The following is a 22,747-nucleotide window of genomic DNA, read 5'->3' on the forward strand; positions in this document are numbered from 1 at the left end:
ATGACCGAACAGACCTCCAGCCCCGCCCTCCCCGCCGGCTTCGGCCGCGCCTTCGTCCTCACCCTGCGCGAGGCCTTCGTCGGCGCCGCGGACGATCTCGGCGACCTCGACCGCCGCGCCGGTGACGGCGACTTCGGCACCAACGTGCGCACCGCGATGAAGCACCTCGATGCGAACCTCGAGGCCGATCCGCCCACCAGCTATCGCGAATGGCTGACCGCGCTGTACATGGCATGGCTCGGCGTGGGCGGCACCAGCGGCCCCCTCTTCGGCATGTTCTTCCGCGACCTCGCGAAGGCCGGGGACGAGGCAGGTCGCAGTGTGCCCACCGCGGCGCAGTTCGGCGATGCGCTCGCCGCCGGCCAGGCCACCGTGCAGCGCTACGGCGAGGCGAAGATCGGCGACAAGACGATGATCGACTCCCTCGACCCAGCCATCGCCGCCCTGCGTGCGGCCCTCGAGGCGGATGCGGAGACCAGCGCCGTCGAGGCACTCTTCGAGGCGGAGGACGCCGCAGTCGCCGCGGCCACCGCCACGGCGCAGACCACTGCGCGCCGTGGCCGCGCGAGCTACGTCGGCGACGCCTCCCGGGGCGTCATCGACCCCGGCGCCGCCGCCATGGCCCTCGTGATCGGCTCGGCCCGCGCCGGCGCCGACGGCTCGGGCGCCGTCGACCTCTCCTGGGTCGCCTGACAGGGCCCCGCCCGGCCCCGAGGTGCCCGAAGAACAGGGCGCCCCGGGGGCGGAGCGTGCGAGGGCAGGGCGCGCGGCGAGCCGTCGGCCGGAGTGCGCGGTGGACCGTCGCGACCTGAGCTGAACGACGCTGGTAGTTTCGCTGTTCATGGCTGATCTCGCCGCTCTGTTCCCCTCCCTCGGCACCGCCACCTGGCTGCTCGTGGTGGTGGGTGCTTTCGTCGTCGGCCTGTCCAAGACCGCGATGCCCGGTGGGGGCACCATCGCCGTGGGCCTGTTCGCCCTGGCGCTGCCCGCCAAGGAGTCCACGGCCGCCCTGCTGCTCCTGCTCATGGTGGGCGATGCGACTGCGCTGTGGGTATACCGGCGCGAGCCCGACGTGCGCACGCTGGTGCGCCTCATCCCCAGCGTGCTGATCGGCGTCGTGCTCGGCACGATCTTCTTCGCGACCGTCGGCGGCGACACCGTGCGCACCACCATCGGCGTGATCCTGCTGATCCTCATCGCGGTGACCGTCTGGCGCCGGCGCACGGCCCGGGTCGCGACGGCCGCGCGGGCCGGCGAGCCGGAGCCGGAGGAGACTCCGTCGGGACCGGGCGTCGCCGTGGGCCGCGCCGGGTACGGGGTGCTGGGCGGGTTCACGACCATGGTCGCCAATGCCGGCGGGCCCGTGATGTCGATGTACTTCTACGCGATGCGCATGCCGGTGCTGACCTTCCTGGGCACCTCCGCCTGGTTCTTCGCCATCGTCAACGTGATCAAGCTGCCGTTCTCCGCGGGCCTCGGCCTGATCACCCGCGACACCCTGGTCATGGACGCGATGCTGGTGCCCCTCGTGCTGATCGGTGCGTACTGCGGGGCGAAGATCGCACGGCGGATCCCGCAGGGCGTCTTCGAGCGCGTCGTGCTCGTGCTCACCGTCGCCTCGGCGATCGGGCTGCTGGTGATCTGACCCGGGGGCCTCCGGACGGCCCGGTCAGCAGAGGCCCGTCAGGACGGGTCGAACCCGCGATCGGGAGGGGTGCTCGTGCCATCGGGCGCCGGCTCCATCATCGCCGCCCGGGTCGCGATGTCCTCGAAGATCTCCAGCAGTTCCGGGGGGTCGATCACCTCGAGCGGCACCCGCAGCCAGATCAGATGCATCGCGAGCCACTGCAGATCATCGACGCCCGCCCGCAGGATGCAGGCATCCTCCCCGTCGGGCGTGAGCGATGCGGCGCGGGCGGAGACCTTGGCGGCGATCGCGTCGTACGGCGCCAGCAGGCGCACGGTCACCTCCCGGGGGTAGGCCCCGTGGGTGATCGAATCGCGCACCGTGCGTTCGATGTCCGGAGTGGGTCGCGGCGTGATCGCGAAGGTGCTCGGGCTGACCGCGTGCATGCGGTCCAGACGGAACGTGCGCCAGTCCTCCCGGTCCAGATCCCAGGCGAACAGATACCAGTGCCCCTCGATGGACAGCACCCGGTACGGCTCGAGGCGTCGCTCGAAGCGTTCGCCATCGCCCCGCTGGTAGTCGACGCGCACCCGCATGCCGTCCCGCACGGCCGTGGCCAGAGCCAGCAGCACCTCGGAGCGGGCGGCCGGGACGGGCCGGGCCACCACGCCCATCGCGCCGGTGACGGCGGAGACCTCCGAGCGCACGTCCGGAGGCAGGATCCGGTCCAGTGCCGCGAGCGCGCGCAGGGCCTCGACGTCCAGACCCTCGATGCCCGAGGTCGCCGTCAGGCGCAGACCCACGGCGACCGCGACCGCCTCGTGCGGGCCGAGCAGCAGCGGGGGCAGCTCCCGGCCCGCACCCAGCTGATAGCCCCCGCCGTGGCCGGCCGAGGTCAGGACCGGGTAGCCCATCTCGCGCAGACGGTCCACGTCGCGTCGCACCGTCCGCACCGTCACCGTGAGCTCATCGGCCAGCTCTGGCCCGGTCCACACCGTGCGCGACTGCAGCAGGGCGAGCAGCCGCAGGGCTCTCCTCGTCACGTCGCTCATGGGGACAGTCTGACCGACTTCGCGGACAGGAGCTGTCCGCTTCAGGATCGAACATGGAACCTGTCCAGCCAGGCGGGGTTCCCCGCATCGAGAGAATCGAGAGCACGATGCCGTTCCTGACCGCAGACGTCACCGGCGAGCGCGACAGCCTCGCCACCTTCGCCGCACAGCAGATCGACCAGGTCGCGACCACCCTTCACGGGCTCACCCGCGAACAGATCATCCAGACTCCCAGCGCGTCGGGCATGAGCCTCGGCGCCCTCGCCCGGCACGTGATCCTCATTTCCGAAGGCTCGGCGATGCGTATCGCCGCCGCCCCGGAGATGGGACCCGAACCCGAACGCACCCCGGCCCAGTTCCAGGCGGAGGGCACCATCGCCGCGGGCGCGGTGCGGGAGGAGGACACCCCCGAGTCCCTCATCGCCGAGCTCCACCGAACAGGTGAGCAGCTGGCCGCGGCGATCCGAGCCGCGGATCCGGAGACCGAGGGCCCCTACCCGGACCAGCCCTGGTTCGAGGGCCGCAAGATCTGGACCGTGCGCTGGTACGCCCTGCACCAGATCGAGGAGAACGCCCGCCACGCCGGACACGCCGACATCCTCCGCGAGAGCATCGACGCCAAGGGCGCCTATGAGGTCAATGCCCTCGCCGCCGGGGAGCAGTGGCCGCCCGCGGGCTGGTGAGAAGGTTCCGGTCCCGAGCACGAACCCGACGATCCACCGCCGCGCGATCACCAACAGGCGCGATCACCAACGCAGGGAGAGCACGATGCCGTTCTTGACCGCCGACGTCACCACCGAGCGCGAGGGCCTCGCCGTCTTCGCGCAGCAGCAGATCCGCCAGGTCGCCACCACCTTGCAGGGGTTGGACCGTGAACGGCTCACCGCGACCCCGAGCGCCTCGAGCTTCAGCCTGGGTGCCCTCGCCCGCCATGTGCTCGACGTCGTCGACGGGATCGCCCAGCAGATCGAGGCCGTGATGGCGGCCGCTGCCACCTCTGGCGCGGCGGGCTCGGCGTCGAACGCCGCCGAAGACAATGCCGCAGCCCTCCGGGGCGACGACGAGGCCGGCATGCGGGCCTCGGATACCGCCCAGACACTGATCGACGACCTCGAAGCCGCTGGTGCGCGGCTCGCGACCGCCCTCGAGAACGCGGACCTCGACACTCCGGTCCCGACCCCGGCGGCACCGTGGTTCAGCGGCGAGGAACGATGGACCGTGCGCTGGATCGCACTGCACAGCATCGAGGAGGTCGCCCGCCACGCCGGACACGCGGACATCATCCGGGAGAGCGTCGACGCCAAGATCGCGTACGAGCTCAACGCGCTCGCCGACGGGGAGCCGTGGCCGCCGCCCGGCTGGTGAGCACGCTCCGACACTGACCGCAGATCTTTCGACCGCACGACAGGAGAACCCCATGACCAGCGACGATCTCACCCCCGGCGCCGCCGACGCGCCGCAGGGCAAGGACGGCGACCTGAGCACGGTCCTCATCGACCAGATCGAACTCCACGTGCGCGAGTTCCTGCGCCCGCGCCTCGAAGGGCTCACCGACGAGGAGTACTTCTTCGACCCCACGACGGAGGGCGCCAGCTGGACCGTTCACCCTCGCGTGCACGAGGGACAGACCCCGCCCACCTCGATCCAGGGAGGCGCCGGGGACATGGTCATCGACTTCGAGTTCCCCGAACCCGATCCGACCCCGCTGACCACCATCGCCTGGCGACTCGGACACCTCATCGTCGGAGTGCTCGCAGTACGCAGCCACTCCCACCTCGGCGGCCCGCCTGCGGACTACATGTCCTGGTCCTACGCGGCCACGGCGCAGGAGGCGCTGGCCCAGTTCGACGAAGAGTTCGAGCGATGGATCTCCGGTGTCCGCTCCTGGGATGAAGACGATCTGCAGGTAGCAGTGGGCGAGGCGGAGGGGCCCTGGGCCGAGAACTCGCGCGCCACGCTCGTCGCCCATATCAACCGCGAACTGATCCACCATCTCGCCGAGATCGCCCTGCTGCGCGACCTCTGGGCACACCGAGGCTGAGGGCCGAAGGAGTCAGGTCGGCAGTGACGTCGCCGCCGGGGCAGTCCGCTTCCTGTCGGGCCACCGGGCCACGAGCAGATGCAACGGGATGGTGAGGGCCAGGACAGCAGCGGCGATGAACGGGAGATGCCCCGGGGCCAGTCCGGTGGTCAGAGCGAGACCGCCCACACCACCGCCGAGCGCCCCGCCGAGGGAGATGGCGCTCGCGTTCAGCGCCATCAGGACGGCGACGGAGGCCGGCGCCATGGTGGCCAATCGAGCCTGCTGCGGGACAGCATGACCACCGTTGCCGATGCCGGCGAGCACGAACCACACCAGGCTGAGCACCGCGAACGCCGCCGGCGCCGCGAACGAGAAGGCCAACGCCCCGAACAGAGCATCCACCAGCAGGCCGCACAGGATGACGGTGAGGACCCGGACGGGCGAGAAACGGTCCACGAGGCGACCGGTGATGGCGTTGCCGACCATGCTGGCCACGCCGTAGGCGCACATGATCACGATCATCATCCAGCTGGCCGGATGCGTCGGCTCCAGGATCAGCACTGCATAGGTGAAGCAGGTGTAGCTCGCGCACAGCACCCCGGTGGACACCAGCAGCCCGGCCACCAGTCGAGGCTGGGCCAGAGGCCGCAGGCGAGCGGCCAGGGTCGAGGAGGGGTAGCGCAGCGGCGGCAGGCGCAGCCCGATGCCCACCAGCGCGATGAACCCGACCAGGGAGACCAGGACCAGCGGGAGCCGCCAACTGGTCTGTCCCAGGATCAGGCCCACGGGCACGCCGAGCGCGGTGGCGGTCATCCAGCCGCCGAGCACGAACGACAGGGCCCGTCCCCGGTGCCGTTCCGACACCAGGTGGACGACGTACCCGGTCACGGCCGCCCCCAGCAGGCAGGCGCCGAGCGCCGCGAGGACGCGGCCACCGAGAGCGATCGAATAGGTGGGGGCGACGGCGTTGACCAGGTTCCCGGCGATGAAGGTCGTCAGTGCGCCCATGATCACGCGGCGCTGCTCCCAGCCGCTGGTGGTGGCCCCGAGGATGGGGCCGGCCACCGCCGAGGTGAGCGCGAAGACGGAGACCAGCTGACCGGCGAGCGCGGCGGTGACGTCGAGGTCCTCGGCGATGTCCGGCAGCAGCCCGGCCAGCACGTACCCGTCGATGCCGGTGGTGAAGGTGGCGACGGCGAGCCAGATCAACGTGCGATACGGGACCCCGGACGGCGGGTTCGAGGACGACGACGAGGCCGCGCTCGGTCCGTCCCGCGGTCCATCCATCAGTCGGTCCGGGGATGTGTCGCCGGGGCCATCGGCAGTAGTCACGAGGCGAGCGCCTCTCTCTCAGCGAGCTCTGTTCTCTCAGCAGACTCTATGGGGTCGGTGAGCCGACCCCCGGCCGACGCCCGCAACAGGACCCTCAGCCGGGCCCTCAGCCGGGCCCTCAGCCGGGCCCTCAGCCGGAATTGTCCCCGCAGGACCGATGTCTACTTCACCATCGGTCCTGAGGGGACATTACTGGGGTCCGGTCCGGTCCGGTCCGGGCATGCCCGGGACAGGCGGGGCCAGCCCTACCCGAGCCGGGGCCAGCCAGGCCGGTCCGGGCCAGCCAGGCCGGTGACGGCCCGGCCCGGCCCGCCCGGCCCGGCCCGCCCGGCCCGGGTGTCAGAGGCTGATGACGTCGGCGACCTGGCCGGTCTTCGAGGACTCGTAGGCGGCGAGGATGACGCCGAGCACGCTGACGCCCTCGACCTGGTTGTTGATCGGCCGCTCGCCGGTGGTGAGCACGTCCACGAAGTGCGCGATCTCGGCGGCGAAGGTGTCGACCTCCTCGTGCTCGAAGACCTGCTCCTCGTCCTCGCCGCGCAGCTTCACGCGCAGGGTGGAGCCGTCGGAGCTCAGCGAGCCCTTCTCGCCCACGGCGGAGAAGCGGTCGGTGCCGGGTGCGGCCGAGTAGGCCCACGAGGTGACCATCTGACCCACGGCACCATTATCGAAACGCACCAGGACCTGCGCGGAGTCCTCACCCTCCATGAACTTCAGGCGGTGGGTGGAGAGCATCGCGAAGGCGCTGACGGGGGTGGCACCGGCCAGGTGCAGCATCAGGTAGGTGGGGTGGTAGCCGGTATCGATGAGTTCGCCGCCGCCCGAGGTGGCCGCGTTCCCGCGCCAGCCCATCGACTCCGGGTTGAAGTCGTTGAAGAAGGAGTCGGTGGTGCGCACCTCGTAGACCTGGCCGAGGGCACCGGAGTCGATGACCTCCTTGGCCTTGGCCACGGCCGGCATGAACAGCTGGTTGTGAGCGCACATCAGGGTCACGCCGGTCTTCTCGATGACCTGGCTGACGGTCGTGGCCTCTTCGGGGGTCAGGCACAGCGGCTTCTCGCACAGGATGTGCTTGCCGGCCTCGGCGGCCGCGATGATCGCGGGGGTGTGGAGGTGGTGCGGGAGGCAGATGTCGACGGCGTCGATGTTGGGGTCCTTCACCATCTCGGTGAAGTCGCTGTAGCCGGTCGCCCCGGTCTCCTCGACCCGCTTGGCGAGAGTCTCCTCGCTGGCATCGGCGATGGCGGTGATGGTGACGCGGTCGGGGATCTGGGCGTAGCCCTTCAGGTGGGCGTTGGCGATGCCGCCGCCGCCGATCAGGCCGATGCGGACGGGGGACTGGACGGTCTGGGTCATGGGTTTCTCCTCAGGAGGATTGCTGGGGTGCAGGTGGTGCGGATTGTGCAGGTGCTGCAGGTGCTGCAGGTGCTGCGGTGCAGCGGGGTGGTGCGGTGAGGGCGGACGCCGTGCCTGGCACGTGGGAAGTGCCGGGCGGTGCGCCCGGCCGTCATTCCGGGCCGCGCGAGGGAGCCGACGGGTGCGCGATGGCTCGAAGCTCCGCCGAGCGCCGGGGCGGAGGCTCAGGCCGACGCGGCGGCGTTGGCTGCGACGACCAGCTCGGTCAGGGCCCGGGCGCGCTCGAGGTTCTCCGTCGTCTCCTCGCCGCTGCGGATCGCCTGGACCCACTGTGCGAAGGGATTCGGGACATCCTCGGGGACCTCGACGGCGGTGGGCCCGTCGCCGGTGTCCAGGACCATGCCGCCGTCGGCCCCCAGCCCGTAGGTGAGGGTGCCGGTGGTGCCCTGCACCTCGATCGAGAAGGGGCTGAACGGCGTCACGAAGCCGGTCTCGACCACGCCGATGGCGCCATCAGGACTGGTCACGGTGACCACCGCGTTGTCCTCGACGCCACGGCCGGTCATATCGGTGTAGGTGGCCGAGGCGACGGTGACGTCGGTGCCCAGGATCAGCTGGGTCAGGTACGACGGGTGAGCCGCGAGGTCGCTGAACGCCCCGCCGATGGCCTCGGCAGGATCGTAGAAGCGCGGTGGCAGCCAGTCGGCGGTCGAGCCGTTGTGGGCCAGGCGCACGCGGGAGTAGCTGAGGCGACCCAGCGAGCCGCTGTCGAGAACCTCGCGCAGGGCCACGGTGTAGCCGTGGGCGAGGCGCGGCAGGGACACGGTGACCTGCACGCCGGCGGCGCGGGCCGCCTCGAGCAGCTCGTCGCACTCCGCGAGGGTGGGGGCCAGCAGCTTCTCGGTGAAGATGTGCTTGCCGGCGGCGATGACCTTGCCGATCACCTCGCGGTGCACGGTGGTGGCAGTGGTGATGGTGACGCCGTCGAGATCCACGCGGGCGAGGAGGGCGTCGAGATCGGCGACGAACTCGACGCCGACGGTCGTGGCAAGGGCCGTGCCACGTTCGACGTCGTCGTCCCAGACGGCGACCAGTTCGGTCTCAGGATGGTTCTGGGCTTCCCGGGCGTATTCCTCGGCATGGACATGCCAGGCGGACAGGGCAGCGATGCGCAACGGTGCGGACACGAATTCTCACGATCAGAGTCGAAGGAGCGGCGTGCCCGCAGGACTTACAGCCGCGAACGGTGTGAACCAGCCTACAGAGATTCACGGGAAGCGCATCCCCCTGGGCGAGCGATTTTGCCAAGACTTAACCGCTTCGGACTGGAGCGGCAGGGGGCCGCGCCAGGAGTGCGGGGGAGGTGGGGACGTACGTCGGCGGGCGTAGCGGGAGTGTCGTCCCCGGGCCGATGGCAGGCGCACCGAATCCGGGCAGTCTCGGAACGGACGCATCACCCGAGCATCAACCGAGGAGGACACCATGAACACACTGACCACAGGGCTGACCGGACTCATCGTCGCCGGCGGCGGCAACGGACCGTGGATGGACGGCGGGGGACCCTCGTTCCCGTTCTTCCTCTTCCCGCTGTTCTGGCTGCTGGTCGCGATCGGCCTCGTGACCCTCGCGATCCTGGGCCGCCGCCGACGGGAGGCGGCTGCCGGGCGTCGGGCCGGAGAACGGCGACTTGCCGAGCGCTACGCCGAGGGATCGATCGAGGAGGACGAGTTCCGCGCCCGCCGGGCCGTGCTGCGCGAGAAGTGACCCTCGCATCGAGGGGGAGGGCCGGCTGGTCCTCCTCCTCGGTCTCCTCGGCGCCGAGCACTGTGCAGCGGACTCCGGGCACCGAGGCTCAGGCCAACCCGGACTGGTAGGCGAACACGACCAGCTGAGCTCGGTCGCGGGCCCCGAGCTTGATCATCGCGCGGCTGACGTGGGTGCGGGCCGTGGCCGGGCTGACCACGAGCCGCTCGGCGATCTCCTGATTGTTCAATCCTTCAGCGGCCAGGGCCACCACCTCGCGCTCACGCTCGGTGAGCAGCTCGAGGCGGGGGTGCGGGGCCGCTCGACGCGGTGCCTGCCGGGCGAATTCGCGGATCAGGGTCCGGGTGACCGTCGGCGCGAGCAGAGCCCCGCCGTCGGCCACCGTCCTGATCGCTTCGACGAGGTCGGCCGGGGGAGTGTTCTTCAGCAGGAAGCCGCTCGCCCCGTGACGCAGCGCCTCGAACACGTACTCGTCGAGCTCGAACGTCGTCAGCACGATCACCCGGGTGTGCGCCAGATCAGGGTGCGCGACGATCCGGCGGGTCGCTTCGAGCCCGTCGATCCCGGGCATCCGGATGTCCATGAGGACGACGTCCGGACGGGCCCTGATCGCCTCCTGCACCGCAGCGAGCCCGTCCGCGGCCTCCCCGGCGCGGGTGAGGCCGACGGTCTCCTCGAGCAGGACCCGCAGGCCGAGGCGGACGAGCTCCTGGTCATCGACGATCAGGACGGAGGTCATGGCATCTCCTGACGTGGCGGGGCGACGCTGGGAAGGACGGCGTGGAGGCGGAAGGTGTGGGGCTGGGGCCCGGCTCCGAAGGTCACGGTGCCTCCGAGCTGGGCGGCGCGGCGCTGCATCCCGGAGATGCCGAACCCGGCCGTGTGCTCGTCGGGGTGCAGATCCTGATTCGTCACGGTGACCTCGACCTCCTCGGCGCCCCGATGCACCTGCACCTCGGCCCGCGGATGCGCGGAGTGCTTGACGACATTGGTCAGGGATTCCTGCACGATGCGGTACACGGCGAGGTCGAGTGCGGTCGGCAAGGGGTCGCGCGCCCCGGTGACCTCGAGCTCGACGGCGAACCCGGCCGCCCGCACCCGCTCGCACAACGGCCCGAGCCGAGCGAGGCCGGGGGTCGGGGCCACGGTGTCGCCGGGGGCGACGGCCCCCTCGGGGCGGATCGACGACAGGGTCGAGCGCAGTTCCTCCAGCGCCTCGGCGCTCGCCGCGCTGATCGCCCGCAGGGCGTCCTCGGACTGACCGGGGCGGGTCTCGTGCACGTGCAGGGCGATATCCGCCTGCATCTGGATCGCGGCCAGGCCGTGGCCGACGACGTCGTGCACCTCCTGCGCGAGCCGGAGGCGCTCGGCCTGGACCAGGGACTCGTCGGCGTCGGCCCGGGCGCGGGACCGGGCGTCGGCCACGAGGTGGCGTGCCAGGCCGAGGGAGAAGGGCAGCGCCACCCAGGCGGCCGCCGGGACGAACCCCGTGAACCCGGGCGTGCCGTCACCTGGGACGAGGAGATGGATCAGCAGTGCGACGAAGGCGCCGGCAGCCCAGCCGGCGGCCACTCGCGGTGGCCGGTGGCGGGCGACGCAGAACACCGCGACCGCCACCCCGAGGAGCACCGGGCCGTACGGATAGCCGATCACCAGGTAGAGCGTGGTGGCGACGGTGACCGCGATCAGGGTCGTCACCGGCCGACGACGGCGCAGCACGAGCGCCGCGGCCGTGAGGAGGACGAGCGCAGCTGCGACGGCGTCCGGGGTGGCCGTCCCGTCCGGGAGGGGCTGCGTCGGGGAGGGCCCACCTGACCTCGGTCCCCAGTTCCCGGACGCCCGACCGATGACCGGCAGCGTCGCCAGTGCGAACGCCGCGAACAGGAGTGCGGGCGCCACGTCGCGCCACCATCCGCCTCGGAGGCGGAGCGGGCGTGGCGGCAGATCGGGTCGCGGCACAGCAGCTCCCCTCGTCCGTGGTGGACCCTCAGTCTGGCGCGGTCGGGCGGCGGCGTCACCCCGTCGGCGTCGTAGAGGCGACTACGCCCGACGGCGTAGCCCGACCATCCCCGAGTGCGGAGAACACCTGGTCCCGATTCGGTGAACCTGCTGTCGCGGCCACCCCGCCCAGGAGACCATGGAGGCATGTCCTTCGATCTGGATCCGCTCGAGCTGCTGGCCGCTGCGCTGACGGCCGTGATGCTGGCTCTGCCGATCGCCTTCCCGCTGACCGCCGGGGTGCTCGCCGCGCCGCGCCGGGTGTGGAACAGCGCTGGCCTCGGCCTCGGTCTCGGCCTGCTCCTCGGGGTCATGATCACCGTGGCCGCGAGCTTCGTCGGGCTGGACCGGAGCGTCCTGCTCGTCTCCTCGATCGGGCTCCTGCTGGGCCTGCTGGGGGCGATCGTCGCCGCGGTGTTCGTCGTCGTGCGCCCCGAGGGTTCGGCGCTCACGGCTGCGGTCGGCATCGTCGTCTGCGGGCTGATCGGCCTCGGCGAACCCAGTCAGACGCTCCCGGCCATGCTGGGGATCTCGCAGGCGGTCCTGGTGGTGCTGGCCGGGGTGGTGATCCAGGCCGTGGTGGTGGTCGTGGTCGTCGGGGCCCTGGTCGCGGCGTGCGGCCGGGTGCGCGCCCTGCAGATCGGCGTCGCGGCAGCCGGCGCCGTCGCCGCCGTGATGCTGGCCGGTGGCGTGCTCGCGCACCTGATGCACGAGTTCGCCCACATCCGCCTTCCGAGCGTCCCGCTGGGCACTCAGCTGATCGTCGTCGTGGTGTCCCTGGTGATCGGCACCGTGCTCGGAGGAGCCCTGGGGCACATTTCAGCGCAGCGGCGCGACCGCGAATCCCGACGGAGCGAGGCGTGAGAGCTGCTCGCGCAGCAGGGCGCCGATCTCGGCGCGGCGCTGCTGGTCCATCCGCTCGATCGGACCGGTGACGCTGACCGATACGGAGCGGCCGCCGGGCCGGACCAGGGCCACGCCGACGCAGGCGATGCCCGCCTCGTTCTCCTCGATCTCCGTGGACCAGCCGCGCTCGCCGGTCCGATCGACGACGTCTGCGAGGTGCTCGATGGAGATCACCTGACCGGTCTCCGCCGTGTCGGCACCGGTGGCGTGGGCATATGCCTCCAGCGCCGGACCACGGACCCCGTCGGCTGCGAGCAGAGCGCGCCCCATGGCGGTGCGCGCGGCGGGGGCGCGCTTGCCGATGCTGGACCACACCCGCAGCGTGCGCTCGGGCTCGACCTTGTCCAGGTAGAGGACGTGGATGCCGTCCATCTGCCCCAGGTGCACCAGCTCCTGGGTGTGCTGGGAGACGCTCGCCAGGGCCGGGGCGAACAGCGCCGGCAGGTTCTCGCTGTCCCCGAAGGAGTGCCCCAGCTCGAGCGCAGCGGCGCCGAGCCGATACTGCTGATCGGTCGGGGACTGGTCCGCGAAGCCGCGGTGCATGAGCGCCCGCAGCAGGCGATGCACCGAGGCCTTGTTGAAGTCGCCCGCCGCGGCGAGGTCCCGCAGGGTCATCCCCTCGGGTCCGGCCGACGCGAGAATCTCGAGGAGAACCAGGGCTTTGTCGACGCTGCCGACGGGGGAGACGTCGGAGGGTGGCGTGATGGTCATGGATCCATTCTCTCCGGGGTGGGTGGGGTGCGAGGCGGGTGGAGGGCCCCGAGCAGCCGAGGACGTTGCAGGGCACTTCCGAACCGCCTATGCTTGTCCCGCATCACGAAACTACTATTTTGCCATACGGAACACAAGGGGATCGGTTCGACGGAGATCCGTCGAGGATGTGTCACCCCGGGCCGGCCCCCTCCGCGGGGAAGAGCATCACTACGGACCGACGCAGTGGACGGTCCGACGAGGAGACACGATGAAGTGGAAGCCCGTGCTGAGCGGCGTCCTGGCTGTGGCGATGACATCGCTCACCGCCTGCGCCCAGTTCACCCCCATCGATGAGAGCGCGCTCAGAGGCGGAGGCTCCGGCGTCGAAGCCGAGACGGTCTACCGCGTGGCGTTCAATCAGCCCGAGACCCACCCGCAGTACGTGGCTCTCACCAACCTGGGCGAGCGGATGCGCGACGAGACCGACGGCGCGTGCGCTCTCGAGGTGTTCCCGAACGAGTCGCTCGGCCCCCAGGCCGACACGATCGAGCTCGTCCAGGCCGGGAGCGTCGACTTCTCCATGGTCGCGGGCTCGCTGATGGAGAACTTCAACCCGGACTTCGTCGTCTTCAACCTGCCCTATGTGTTCGATTCCAAGGAGCACCAGCGCGAAGTCCTCGACGACCCGGAGTTCACGGGCGAGCTCTTCAGCTCGCTGGAGGACAAGAACATCTCGGTGGTCACCGGCTTCCACGGCGGTATCCGCAACGTCTACAACTCCGTGAAGCCCGTCGAGACCCCCGAGGATCTCGCCGGCATGAAGGTCCGCGTGATCGAGTCCGACACGAACATCGCCATGTTGGGGCAGATGGGCGGATCAGGCGCCCCGATGGGGCAGGGCGAGGTGTACACCGCGATCCAGTCGGGGGTCCTGGAGGGCGGCGAGAACAACGAATCGATCTACGCGAACCTCTCGCACGACGAGGTCGCCCCCTACTACTCCTACACACAGCACCTGATGTTCCCGGATTACCTCATCTCGAACCCCACCACGCTCGATCGGATGGCTCCGGAGTGCCGTGACTTCCTCGAGACGGACATGGCCACCACCACCGCCGAGGAGGGCGAGCTCTGGACCGAGGAGGTCGAGCGCTCCCACGAGATGGCCGAGGAGGCCGGTGCCCAGTTCAACGAGGTCGACATCGACGCCTTCCGCACGGCGGTCCAGCCGCTCATCGAAGACAGCCTCGGCAACGACTTCACCCGGAAGCTGTACGACGACGTGCGCGCAGCCGCCGAGTGAGCCGGAAGGGACTCCACGAATGATCACACTCAAAGCAGGACTGGACAGAGCTCTCGAATGGGTCTGTGTCGGCCTCTTCGTCGCTCTCGTGGCCACCGTCGCCTGGCAGGTCTTCGCGCGCCAGGTCCTCAACAGCCCCAGCGGATGGTCGGAAGAGCTCGCCAAGTACATCTTCGTCTGGCTCGGTCTGTTCGGAGCCGCGCTGGTGTTCGGCGAACGCGGGCACATCGCCGTCGACTTCCTCGTGAGGAAACTGCCGCGGGCGCCCCAGAAGGCCTTCGGCATGCTCACGCATGCCCTTGTCCTCGCCTTCACCGCCCTGGTGCTCGTGTACGGAGGCATCTCCATCTCCCAGCTCGCCTGGGAGCAGACGATCCCCGCCCTGCCGGTCACCGCCGGGCACATGTACCTGGCCATCCCCGTGTCCGGGATCCTGACGCTCTTCTACTGCGTCCACCATCTCATCGCCATCGGCGCCGACCGCATGGCACCCGTCGAGGCCGCCCAGGCAGAAGTTCTCTAGGAGTCACCGTGGACATCACCAGCCTCATCGGGCTCATCCTCCTCGTCGGGATCTTCCTCCTGCTCGCGATCGGTGTGCCGATCGCGGTCGCCGTCGGCATCGCCTCGGGTACCGCCGCGGTCGTCGCCATCGGGTTCGACAATGCGATGCTCACCTCCTCCCAGCAGATGTTCCGGGGGATCGACTCGTTCGCGCTCCTCGCGATCCCATTCTTCGTGCTGGCCGGAGTGATCATGAACAACGGAGGCATCGCGCTGCGCCTCATCAACGCGGCCAAGGTGCTCGTCGGCTGGGCACCCGGCTCGCTGCTGCAGACCAATGTGGCGGCCAACGCGCTGTTCGGCTCCGTCTCCGGATCTGCCGTCGCATCCGTCGCGGCCGTCGGGTCGACGATGGCGCCCCTGCAGGCCAAGGAGGGCTACGACCGGAACTTCTCCGCCGCCACGAGCATCGCCTCGGCGCCCTCGGGCATGATCATCCCACCGAGCAATCTGATGATCGTGTACTCGCTCGTCTCGGCGACATCGATCGCCGGGCTCTTCGTCGGCGGGTACATCCCCGGCATCCTCTGGGCGCTGACGTGCATGCTCATCGTGTACCTGTACGCGCGCAAGCGCCCTGGACTGACCGTGAGCGAGAAGCTGACCTGGTCTCAGCGTGGAAAGATCATCCTCGATGCGGTGCCCTCACTGCTGCTGATCGTCATCGTCGTCGGCGGGATCCTCGTAGGGGTCTTCACCCCGACGGAGGCGTCGTGCATCGCTGTGCTGTACGCCTTGGTCCTCTCGTTCATCTATCGCTCGGTCACGGTCTCGGACCTCAAGCCGATCTTCCTCGACGCCGCGCGCACCACGTCCATCGTGCTCTACCTCATCGCCGTCTCCAGCGTCATGAGCTGGGTCATGTCGTATGCCCGACTCCCGGCACTCGTGGCCGATGGGCTCTTCGCGATCAGCGAGAACCCGTACGTGATCCTCGCGCTCATCATCGCCGGCCTGCTGGTGGTGGGGGCATTCATGGACGCGACTCCGGCCGTGCTGATCATTGCGCCGATCCTCCTGCCGATCGTGACGTCGTTCGGCATGGATCCTCTGCACTTCGGGGTCTTCATGGTCATGGCGCTGTCGATCGGAACGATCACGCCACCCGTGGGACCGGTCCTGTTCGTGGGGGTCCGTGTCGCGAACCGTCGGATCGAAGACGTGATCCGCCACCTGATCCCCTTCTTCATCGCGCTCGTGGTCCTGCTCGCGATCGTGGCCTACACCCCCTCACTCACCACCTGGCTGCCCGGCCTTCTCGGACTCTGATAGGAGCACCACCATGGACAATGTCGAACAGCGCTATGCCACCCACCCCGGTGACATCCCGCGCATGGGAACGACGGAGATGCGCGACCGCTACCTGGTCGACGACCTCTTCGTCCCCGGCCAGGCGCGGGCCGTGTACACCCACCACGACCGCGTGGTGCTGGTCGGGGTCGCCCCTGTCGACCGACCGCTGCCGCTCGAGGGCTTCCCCGAGATCCGATCCGAGGAGTTCTTCGAGCATCGTGAAGCAGGGGTCGTCAACGTCGGCGGCGACGGGAGCGTCGAGGTCGACGGCGAGACCCACACCCTTGCTCATGGCGCATGCCTGTACATCGGCAGGGGAGCGAGGTCCGTGACCTTCTCCTCGCAGGAGGGGGCGGAGGCACGCTTCTATGTCTTCTCGGCGCCGGCGCACACCTCGTACCCGACGACCTCCGTCGCACCGGGCGAAGGCACGGTGCGGGAGCTCGGCGACCCGCTCACCTCGAACCGCCGCACGCTCAACCAGTACATCCATGAGAACGGGATCCAGTCGTGCCAGGTGGTCATGGGCGTCACGACGCTCCACCCCGGATCCATGTGGAACACGATGCCCGCACACACCCACGACCGCCGCACGGAGTGCTACCTGTACTTCGACCTGCCGGCGGACGCACGGGTCATCCATCTCCTCGGGCGCCCGGACGAGACGCGCCACATGACCGTCGCCGATCAGGAGGCCGTCATCTCGCCCAGCTGGTCGGTGCACTCGGGAGTGGGCACGTCCTCCTACTCCTTCGTGTGGGCCATGGCCGGTGAGAACCAGGCGTTCGATGACATGGACACGTTCCCCGTCGCCGACATGCGGTGAATCCTCGTCAGCTCCGTCGTGCAGCCGGCCCCGTGCCGGCAGCACGACCCGCTCGGCCGTGCGGGACCGCCCGGACGGCCACCAGAACCCCCCTGACAGCTCTACGAAAGGCTTCTGACCATGACCGATCACACGGTGGTCATCACTGAGTGCGACCATGACGGCTTCGATCCCGAGACGGCCGAGGCGGCCAAGAACGATCTGACGCTGCGCATCGAGCAGTCGACGCCGAAGGACCTCGTCGCCAACATCCAGGATGCCGACGGCATCCTGGTGCAGTACGCGCAGATCACGGCCGAGGTCATGGACCAGGCGCCACGGCTGCGGGCCATCGGCCGGTACGGTGTGGGGGTCGACACCGTCGACATCGACGCGGCGACGGCCCGGGGCATCGCGGTCACCAACGTCCCCGACTACGGCACGGAGGCGGTCTCCGATCATGCGATCGGCCTCGCGGTGTCCCTCGCTCGGGGGATCCCCCTGCTGGACCGCAGCATCCGCGCCGGTCAGTACGATGTCTCGCTCGCCAAGCCCCTGTTCCAGATGTCCGGTCGTGTCTTCGGCGTCCTCGGCCTCGGGCGGATCGGCGCCGCCACCGCGCGGAAGGCCGCCGGGCTGGGCTACCGCGTGATCGGCCACGACTTCGGCGTCGAGCCCGGCACTCGGCACCACGGGGTCGAGGTGGTCAGCTTCGAGGAGCTGATCGAGCAGTCCCAGGTCCTCTCGGTCCACGTCCCGCTGACCGACCGGACCCGCGGCATGATCGGCACGGACCAGCTCGCCGCCATGCGATCCGACGCCGTGCTCATCAATACCGCGCGGGGCGGGATCATCGACACCGACGCACTCGTCGAGGCCCTGCGCGCGGGCAGCATCGGCGGCGCGGGCATCGACTGCCATGAACAGGAACCCCTGCCGGCGACGCACCCCATCGTCGCACTCGACAACGTGGTGCTGACGCCGCATGCAGCCTGGTACACCGAGCAGTCCTACGTCGAGCTGAAGCGACGCACTCTGGAAGGCGTCGCGGACGTCCTCGCCGGGCGGACTCCGCAGAATCTTCTGAATCCCGAAGCGCTCGACCACCCCCGCGTCGTCGAGTGAGGTCGAGTGAGGTCGAGTGAGACAGGAGGGAGCGATCCACGCGTCGCCGTGGATCGCTCCCTCACCGTCGCCGGCGCTCCTCGCGGTGGCCAGTCGGGGACCGGGGTCGGGCGCGAGCGGTGAGCCCGGCCGGTCGCTGCCCGGCCTGGCTCATCGCCGCGTGCGCAGCGGCCAGGGGCCGAAGTGTTGCCGGAGCTCGAGGCGGCACCCTAAACTGCCTGCACAATGCGGAACTGCGGTTCCGTACTGTGGAACGACACGGGGTGGTGGCGCTGCTAGCACCACTGGAGATCCCGGCGATCCGCACCATCCACCACGCCGGAGGCCCCCGTCATGAGCATCGAACGCATCGACGTCAACGTCACCAGCCCCGGCCGCAACTTCGTGACCGTCAAGGTCACCACCAGCGATGGAGTCGTGGGCCTCGGCGACGGCACGCTGAACGGCCGCGAGCTGGCGGTCGTCTCCTACCTGCGTGACCACGTCGCCCCCACCCTCATCGGCCGCGACGAATCCGCGATCGAACAGACCTGGCAGTACCTCTACCGCAGCCCGTACTGGCGCCGCGGGCCGGTCACCATGGCGGCCGTCTCCGCGATCGACATGGCCCTGTGGGACATCGCCGCGAAGAAGGCGGGGGAGCCGCTGTACAAGCTGCTCGGCGGTGCCTCCCGCACGGGCCTGCTCACCTACGCCCACGCCTCCGGCACCACGATCGAGAAGCTCAACGAGGCCATCCACGGGTACGTCGAGCAAGGGTTCCAGGCGGTACGGATCCAGGCAGGGGTTCCGGGGCTGGACCAGATCTACGGCGTGCACGACTCCGAGCCGGGCGGGAAGTACGAGTACGAGCCCGCGGGGCGCGCGAAGGCCGGCGCCCCGCTGCGGCCGACGGAGGAGACCTGGGATACCCGTGCCTACCTGCGCCACCTGCCCACCGTGTTCGCGGGCGTGCGCGAGGAGTTCGGCCCCGAGCTGCGACTCCTGCACGACGGTCACCACCGCATGAGCCCGATCGAGGCCGCGAGGCTCGCGAAGTCCCTCGAGCCCTACGACCCGTTCTGGCTCGAGGACTGCACGCCCGGCGAGGACCAGGCTGTGCTGCGCCTGGTGCGCCAGCACTCGGTGACACCCCTGGCCATCGGTGAGGTCTTCAACTCGGTGCACGACTACCAGACGCTGATCACCGAGCGCCTGATCGACTACGTGCGCTCCTCGGCCACCCACGCGGGAGGCATCACCGGGCTCCGGCAGATCATGAGCTTCGCGGCGGTCTACGGCATCCGCTCCGGGTTCCACGGACCCACGGACGTCTCCCCGGTGGGCATGGCCGCGAACCTCCACCTGGGCCTGGCGATCCACAACTTCGGGATCCAGGAGTACATGCCGCACTCCGAGACCACCCTGGAGGTGTTCCGCACCAGCTACCGCTTCGCCGACGGGATGCTGCACCCGGGCGAGACCCCGGGCCTGGGCGTCGAGCTCGACGAGGACGCCGCGGCATCACACGAATACGTGCCCGCGTACCTGCCGGTGAACCGCCTGCGGGACGGCTCCGTGCACGACTGGTGAACCCCGCAGATCCCCGCCCCGGTGACGGCGTCGACCTAGACTCGAACGATGCCTCCGGATCACCCAGCCCCCCGCGACCCCGAGTCGGCCACAGGTCCCGCCACGGACCCGGCCGCCGGGCCGGCCACGCTCCCGTCATCCCTGCGCCGTCGGACCCTCATGGCGGGCACCGCCGGCGCGGGACTGGCCCTGCTGGCCCTGGCCGCCTGCACCGACGACGGCGGCCCCGAGGAGCCTGATCCCGACGCCGCGGCCGCGCTGACGGTCACCTACACCGAGAACCCCGCCGCTCGCGGCGACTGGACGGTGTGGACGGTGGCCTACGACCTCGCCGAGGGCCAGGAGGCACCCGCGCTGTTCGACGCGACCACCCAGGCGGCGCGTCACGAGGCACTGCAGGCCAAGAAGGACGAGAAGGCGTGGACCGCAACGGACCCGCTGCTGGTGCTGGACCCGTACGGGACCACCGGAAGCGGGCTGTACGTGCACTTCGAGGACCCCGAGGCGGGACAGCTGGACGTCGTCGCCACGGCGTCCGCGACCGAGGACTTCGCCCGCACCGCCGCGAACCACGCCGAGGGCGCCGGGTTCGAGGGCCTCGTGATCGGCCTCATCCCGGGGGCGCACACCACCCTCGACCTCACCTGGCGGGCCGACGGCGGCGGTGAGAGCGCCGGCACGCTGCGCATCAAGGCGCCGACCACCCAATCCGGCTACGGCACCACCCTGGCCGCCGATATCGCCGACGCCGACGCCCTCACGCCCGGCCTGTTCGCCCTCAACGGGGTGACGGGCCTCGGCAACAACACCTACCTGTTCGACAACTCCGGCGTGATGCGCGCCGAGATGCGCGGTGGCGACACGGCAGCCCACCACTTCGTGGTCGAGGACGGCAGGCTCGTGACCACCACCGGGTCCCGCCAGCTCGGCGTCCTCGACCCGCTCGGCCACGCCGCCACGCTCATCGGCCTGGGAGGCCACAGCGTCCACCATGATCTCGCGGTGGTCGACGACGTCGCCTACGTCCTCACCTCCGACTCGAGCTCCGAACGCGTCGAGGACCGCGTCATCCGGGTGGACCTGGCCTCCGGTGACGTCGAGCAGGTCGTGGACCTGCAGAAGATCTTCCCCGAGTACGAGAAGCTCGCCCACGCCCAGGAGGGCGAGGCCGGCGGCTCCGTCGTCCAGGGCAAGGACTGGATCCACGTCAACTCGATCGACATCACCGACGGCGTCATGATCCTCTCCGCCCGCGAGACCTCCACGGTCATCGCCCTGGACGACGCGCTCGAGGCGGGATCCACGCCGAGCGTGCGGTGGATGATCGGCGTCGAGGCGCTGTGGGAGGGGACCGGGCACGAGGAGCTCTTCCTCGCCGCGGAGGGCGAGGTGATCGGCAACGCCGGTCAGCACACCGTGCACCGGATCGACGACGACGAGCTTCCCGAGGGCCAGTTCTATCTCGAGATGTTCAACAACAACTACTGGTCACTGGACACCCGCGACGAGGCGGACTGGCAGGACCACGCACCTCGCGACGCCGCCACCGACGAGCAGGACGGGATCTCCCACGTGCTGCGCTACCTGGTCGACGAGAACGCCGGCAGCTACCGGCAGGACGAGGCGATCGAGGTGCCCTACTCCTCGGTGGTCTCCAACGTGTACCGGCTGGGCAGCGGCAGGGTCGATCAGCCCATGGTGGTGAACTCCGGGCGCTCCAACGAGTTCTCCGAGCGCACGGCCGACGGGGACCTCATCGCCACCTACCGGTACGACTCCGCGAGCCACGGCTACCGGGTCTACAAGGACACCTTCGACGGGTTCTGGTTCCGCGAGCCCTGATCGGCGTGCCCTCCGGTGGAAGGGCGTGCCCTCCGGCTCGGCCACAATGGGGCGGTGACCCCTTCCTCCGCGACCGTCGACACCGTCCTGGCCCTCCTGCGCGCCCAGGAGGACGAGGCCCACGTGGAGCAGCTCGCCCGCGAGGCGCATCTGCTGCCGGTCGCCGAACTCGTCTACCTCGTCGAGACCCGCCCCGCGACCGAGGGCGCCCTGCTGTTCCGGGTGCTCGCCAAGCCGACGGCGCTCGCGGTGTTCGAGGCTCTGCCCGCCGATCACCAGGCCGAGCTGATCTCCGGCCTGCGCACCCCGCAGGTCGCCGACATCATCGGGGACCTGGACCCCGACGACCGCGCCTCGCTGCTGGACGAGCTGCCGGCGTCGGTCGCCGAACGGCTCATGCACGGGCTGGACGCCGACGAGCGCGCCATGACCACCGCGGTCCTCGGGTACCCCCGTCATGCCATCGGCCGCTACATGTCACCGGAGGTGCTGCCCCTGCGGCCGACGGCGACCGTGAGGGACGCGCTGGCCCATGTGCGCGCCCACGCCGCGGAGCCCGAGACCATCTATCTGCTCCCGGTGGTCGACGACACTCGGCGCCTGCTCGGCGTGGTGGGTCTGCGCCGGCTGCTGCTGGCCGACGAGGACGCCCGCGTCGGCGACCTCGCCCACCCTGCCGTCCAGGCCCTGGCCACCGATGACCGCGAGGACGCGGCCCGACGCTTCTTCGACGCCAAGCTGCTGGCCATGCCGATCGTGGACGGGGAGAACCGCCTGGTCGGGATCCTCACCGTCGACGACGCCGTCGACATCATCGAACGGGAGAACGCGGAGGACTCCGCTCGCACCAGCGGTTCGGAGCCCCTGCCTCGTGCCTACCTCTCCACCCCCATCCTGCGGGTGGTCCGAAGCCGCATCGTGTGGCTGCTGGTGCTGGCGATCTCCGCGATCCTCACCGTGCAGGTGCTGGAGATCTTCGAGGACCGGCTGGACCAGGTGGTGATCCTCGCCCTGTTCATCCCGCTGCTGACCGGTACCGGCGGCAACACCGGCAACCAGGCGGCGACCACCGTGACCAGGGCGCTCGCCGTGGGCGAGGTGAGGGTGCGGGACCTGCCGCGGGTGGTGTGGCGCGAGCTGCGCGTGGGAGTGACCCTCGGCGCCGTCCTGGGGGCACTCGGGTTCCTGGTCTCGGGCCTGGTCTACGGCTGGGCGATCGGGACGGTCATGGGGCTGACGCTGCTGTCGATCTGCACCATGGCCGCGATCGTCGGCGGGCTGATGCCGCTGGTCGCCAAGAAGGTCGGCGCGGACCCGGCCGTGTTCTCCAACCCCTTCATCTCCACCTTCTGCGACGCCACCGGCCTGATCATCTACTTCACGATCGCGACCGCCGTGCTGGGGTTGTGAGCCCGGTAGTCCTGGGGTCGCCCGCTGGCCCCCGCAGCGCAGCGTCCCGCCGCATCCCTCCCGCCGCCCGCAGGCTCCTCCT

The 22,747-nt window shown here is 70.2% G+C and carries 22 protein-coding genes; 15 read left to right on the plus strand and 7 right to left on the minus strand.

Going from position 1 to position 22,747, the window contains the following annotated elements:
• On the plus strand, positions 1-693 hold the full coding sequence (locus tag INT51_RS12110) for a DAK2 domain-containing protein (protein ID WP_193105561.1): 693 nt from the start codon (positions 1-3) through the stop codon (positions 691-693).
• A 148-nt stretch (positions 694-841) separates the two neighbouring features.
• Positions 842-1,645, plus strand: a complete 804-nt coding sequence (locus INT51_RS12115; RefSeq protein WP_193105562.1) for a sulfite exporter TauE/SafE family protein — start codon at positions 842-844, stop codon at positions 1,643-1,645.
• Between the two features lie 38 nt (positions 1,646-1,683).
• Here the strand turns inward: INT51_RS12115 and INT51_RS12120 are convergent, their stop codons facing one another.
• Positions 1,684-2,679: a YafY family protein gene (locus INT51_RS12120; RefSeq protein WP_193105563.1), complete on the minus strand. Its 996-nt coding sequence runs from the start codon at positions 2,677-2,679 to the stop codon at positions 1,684-1,686.
• Positions 2,680-2,732: 53 nt separating this feature from the next.
• Between INT51_RS12120 and INT51_RS12125 the strand changes: the two genes are divergently transcribed.
• The 3 genes from INT51_RS12125 (at position 2,733) to INT51_RS12135 (ending at position 4,720) form a co-directional block, all read left to right on the plus strand.
• Positions 2,733-3,362, plus strand: coding sequence for a DUF664 domain-containing protein (locus INT51_RS12125; RefSeq protein WP_226832286.1), 630 nt, complete (start codon positions 2,733-2,735; stop codon positions 3,360-3,362).
• 85 nt (positions 3,363-3,447) lie between these two features.
• On the plus strand, positions 3,448-4,044 hold the full coding sequence (locus INT51_RS12130; RefSeq protein ID WP_193105564.1) for a DUF664 domain-containing protein: 597 nt from the start codon (positions 3,448-3,450) through the stop codon (positions 4,042-4,044).
• A 52-nt stretch (positions 4,045-4,096) separates the two neighbouring features.
• Positions 4,097-4,720, plus strand: a complete 624-nt coding sequence (locus INT51_RS12135) for a DinB family protein (RefSeq protein ID WP_193105565.1) — start codon at positions 4,097-4,099, stop codon at positions 4,718-4,720.
• A 12-nt stretch (positions 4,721-4,732) separates the two neighbouring features.
• On the opposite strand, the gene INT51_RS12140 is transcribed toward INT51_RS12135, so the two are convergent.
• The 3 genes from INT51_RS12140 to INT51_RS12150 form a co-directional block, all read right to left on the minus strand.
• Positions 4,733-6,034, minus strand: coding sequence for an MFS transporter (locus tag INT51_RS12140; RefSeq protein ID WP_304502172.1), 1,302 nt, complete (start codon positions 6,032-6,034; stop codon positions 4,733-4,735).
• Between the two features lie 339 nt (positions 6,035-6,373).
• Positions 6,374-7,390, minus strand: a complete 1,017-nt coding sequence (locus INT51_RS12145; protein WP_193105566.1) for a Gfo/Idh/MocA family protein — start codon at positions 7,388-7,390, stop codon at positions 6,374-6,376.
• A 224-nt stretch (positions 7,391-7,614) separates the two neighbouring features.
• On the minus strand, positions 7,615-8,577 hold the full coding sequence (locus INT51_RS12150; protein ID WP_193105567.1) for a Gfo/Idh/MocA family protein: 963 nt from the start codon (positions 8,575-8,577) through the stop codon (positions 7,615-7,617).
• Between the two features lie 295 nt (positions 8,578-8,872).
• Between INT51_RS12150 and INT51_RS12155 the strand changes: the two genes are divergently transcribed.
• Positions 8,873-9,154, plus strand: coding sequence for an SHOCT domain-containing protein (locus INT51_RS12155; RefSeq protein WP_226832287.1), 282 nt, complete (start codon positions 8,873-8,875; stop codon positions 9,152-9,154).
• 88 nt (positions 9,155-9,242) lie between these two features.
• Here the strand turns inward: INT51_RS12155 and INT51_RS12160 are convergent, their stop codons facing one another.
• Complete coding sequence (locus INT51_RS12160; RefSeq protein WP_193105568.1) at positions 9,243-9,893, minus strand: response regulator transcription factor; 651 nt, start codon at positions 9,891-9,893, stop codon at positions 9,243-9,245.
• Positions 9,890-11,053 carry a sensor histidine kinase gene (locus tag INT51_RS22700; protein WP_193105569.1) on the minus strand — a complete coding sequence of 388 codons (1,164 nt, stop codon included), beginning with the start codon at positions 11,051-11,053 and terminating at the stop codon, positions 9,890-9,892. The genes INT51_RS12160 and INT51_RS22700 overlap by 4 nt, the downstream gene beginning before the upstream one ends.
• Before the next feature lie 246 nt (positions 11,054-11,299).
• On the opposite strand from INT51_RS22700, the gene INT51_RS12170 reads away from it, so the two are divergent.
• The gene (locus INT51_RS12170; protein WP_193105570.1) at positions 11,300-12,016 is read left to right on the plus strand and encodes a hypothetical protein; all 717 of its coding nucleotides are present in this window, start codon (positions 11,300-11,302) and stop codon (positions 12,014-12,016) included.
• Here the strand turns inward: INT51_RS12170 and INT51_RS12175 are convergent.
• Positions 11,972-12,769, minus strand: coding sequence for an IclR family transcriptional regulator (locus INT51_RS12175; RefSeq protein ID WP_193105571.1), 798 nt, complete (start codon positions 12,767-12,769; stop codon positions 11,972-11,974). The two genes, INT51_RS12170 and INT51_RS12175, sit on opposite strands and share 45 nt — an antisense overlap.
• 250 nt (positions 12,770-13,019) lie before the next feature.
• On the opposite strand from INT51_RS12175, the gene INT51_RS12180 reads away from it, so the two are divergent.
• The 8 genes from INT51_RS12180 to mgtE all read left to right on the plus strand — a co-directional run bounded on the left by INT51_RS12180 (position 13,020) and on the right by mgtE (position 22,665).
• A complete protein-coding gene (locus INT51_RS12180; protein ID WP_193105572.1) occupies positions 13,020-14,054 on the plus strand; it encodes a TRAP transporter substrate-binding protein in 1,035 nt (344 codons plus the stop codon).
• A gap of 19 nt (positions 14,055-14,073) precedes the next feature.
• Entirely contained in the window at positions 14,074-14,577 is a 504-nt protein-coding gene (locus INT51_RS12185; protein WP_193105573.1) for a TRAP transporter small permease, read from the plus strand.
• Between the two features lie 8 nt (positions 14,578-14,585).
• Positions 14,586-15,887, plus strand: coding sequence for a TRAP transporter large permease (locus tag INT51_RS12190; RefSeq protein WP_193105574.1), 1,302 nt, complete (start codon positions 14,586-14,588; stop codon positions 15,885-15,887).
• 13 nt (positions 15,888-15,900) lie between these two features.
• On the plus strand, positions 15,901-16,737 hold the full coding sequence (kduI, locus tag INT51_RS12195) for a 5-dehydro-4-deoxy-D-glucuronate isomerase (protein WP_193105575.1): 837 nt from the start codon (positions 15,901-15,903) through the stop codon (positions 16,735-16,737).
• Between the two features lie 120 nt (positions 16,738-16,857).
• Positions 16,858-17,841 carry a C-terminal binding protein gene (locus INT51_RS12200; RefSeq protein ID WP_193105576.1) on the plus strand — a complete coding sequence of 328 codons (984 nt, stop codon included), beginning with the start codon at positions 16,858-16,860 and terminating at the stop codon, positions 17,839-17,841.
• Positions 17,842-18,174: 333 nt separating this feature from the next.
• Positions 18,175-19,413 (plus strand): D-mannonate dehydratase ManD, encoded by a 1,239-nt coding sequence (gene manD, locus INT51_RS12205; protein ID WP_193105577.1) that lies wholly within the window; start codon positions 18,175-18,177, stop codon positions 19,411-19,413.
• Between the two features lie 48 nt (positions 19,414-19,461).
• Positions 19,462-21,255, plus strand: a complete 1,794-nt coding sequence (locus INT51_RS12210; protein ID WP_193105578.1) for an aryl-sulfate sulfotransferase — start codon at positions 19,462-19,464, stop codon at positions 21,253-21,255.
• Positions 21,256-21,309: 54 nt separating this feature from the next.
• Complete coding sequence (gene mgtE / locus INT51_RS12215; protein ID WP_193105579.1) at positions 21,310-22,665, plus strand: magnesium transporter; 1,356 nt, start codon at positions 21,310-21,312, stop codon at positions 22,663-22,665.
• Positions 22,666-22,747: the final 82 nt, after the last annotated feature.

It is taken from the genome of Brachybacterium sp. FME24 (genome assembly GCF_014897705.1).
Taxonomy (GTDB): Bacteria; Actinomycetota; Actinomycetes; order Actinomycetales; family Dermabacteraceae; genus Brachybacterium.

Excerpts from the sequence above, each read along its gene's own strand:
- INT51_RS12185 (WP_193105573.1), top strand. The coding sequence starts at position 14,074 with ATGATCACACTCAAAGCAGGACTGGACAGAGCTCTCGAATGGGTCTGT.
- INT51_RS12210 (WP_193105578.1), top strand. The coding sequence starts at position 19,462 with ATGCCTCCGGATCACCCAGCCCCCCGCGACCCCGAGTCGGCCACAGGT.
- INT51_RS12125 (WP_226832286.1), top strand. The coding sequence starts at position 2,733 with ATGGAACCTGTCCAGCCAGGCGGGGTTCCCCGCATCGAGAGAATCGAG.
- INT51_RS12200 (WP_193105576.1), top strand. The coding sequence starts at position 16,858 with ATGACCGATCACACGGTGGTCATCACTGAGTGCGACCATGACGGCTTC.
- INT51_RS12110 (WP_193105561.1), top strand. The coding sequence starts at position 1 with ATGACCGAACAGACCTCCAGCCCCGCCCTCCCCGCCGGCTTCGGCCGC.
- manD (WP_193105577.1), top strand. The coding sequence starts at position 18,175 with ATGAGCATCGAACGCATCGACGTCAACGTCACCAGCCCCGGCCGCAAC.
- INT51_RS12130 (WP_193105564.1), top strand. The coding sequence starts at position 3,448 with ATGCCGTTCTTGACCGCCGACGTCACCACCGAGCGCGAGGGCCTCGCC.
- INT51_RS12175 (WP_193105571.1), bottom strand. The coding sequence starts at position 12,769 with ATGACCATCACGCCACCCTCCGACGTCTCCCCCGTCGGCAGCGTCGAC.
- INT51_RS12160 (WP_193105568.1), bottom strand. The coding sequence starts at position 9,893 with ATGACCTCCGTCCTGATCGTCGATGACCAGGAGCTCGTCCGCCTCGGC.
- INT51_RS12135 (WP_193105565.1), top strand. The coding sequence starts at position 4,097 with ATGACCAGCGACGATCTCACCCCCGGCGCCGCCGACGCGCCGCAGGGC.
- INT51_RS12155 (WP_226832287.1), top strand. The coding sequence starts at position 8,873 with ATGAACACACTGACCACAGGGCTGACCGGACTCATCGTCGCCGGCGGC.
- INT51_RS12180 (WP_193105572.1), top strand. The coding sequence starts at position 13,020 with ATGAAGTGGAAGCCCGTGCTGAGCGGCGTCCTGGCTGTGGCGATGACA.
- INT51_RS12115 (WP_193105562.1), top strand. The coding sequence starts at position 842 with ATGGCTGATCTCGCCGCTCTGTTCCCCTCCCTCGGCACCGCCACCTGG.
- INT51_RS12170 (WP_193105570.1), top strand. The coding sequence starts at position 11,300 with ATGTCCTTCGATCTGGATCCGCTCGAGCTGCTGGCCGCTGCGCTGACG.
- kduI (WP_193105575.1), top strand. The coding sequence starts at position 15,901 with ATGGACAATGTCGAACAGCGCTATGCCACCCACCCCGGTGACATCCCG.
- INT51_RS12145 (WP_193105566.1), bottom strand. The coding sequence starts at position 7,390 with ATGACCCAGACCGTCCAGTCCCCCGTCCGCATCGGCCTGATCGGCGGC.
- INT51_RS12120 (WP_193105563.1), bottom strand. The coding sequence starts at position 2,679 with ATGAGCGACGTGACGAGGAGAGCCCTGCGGCTGCTCGCCCTGCTGCAG.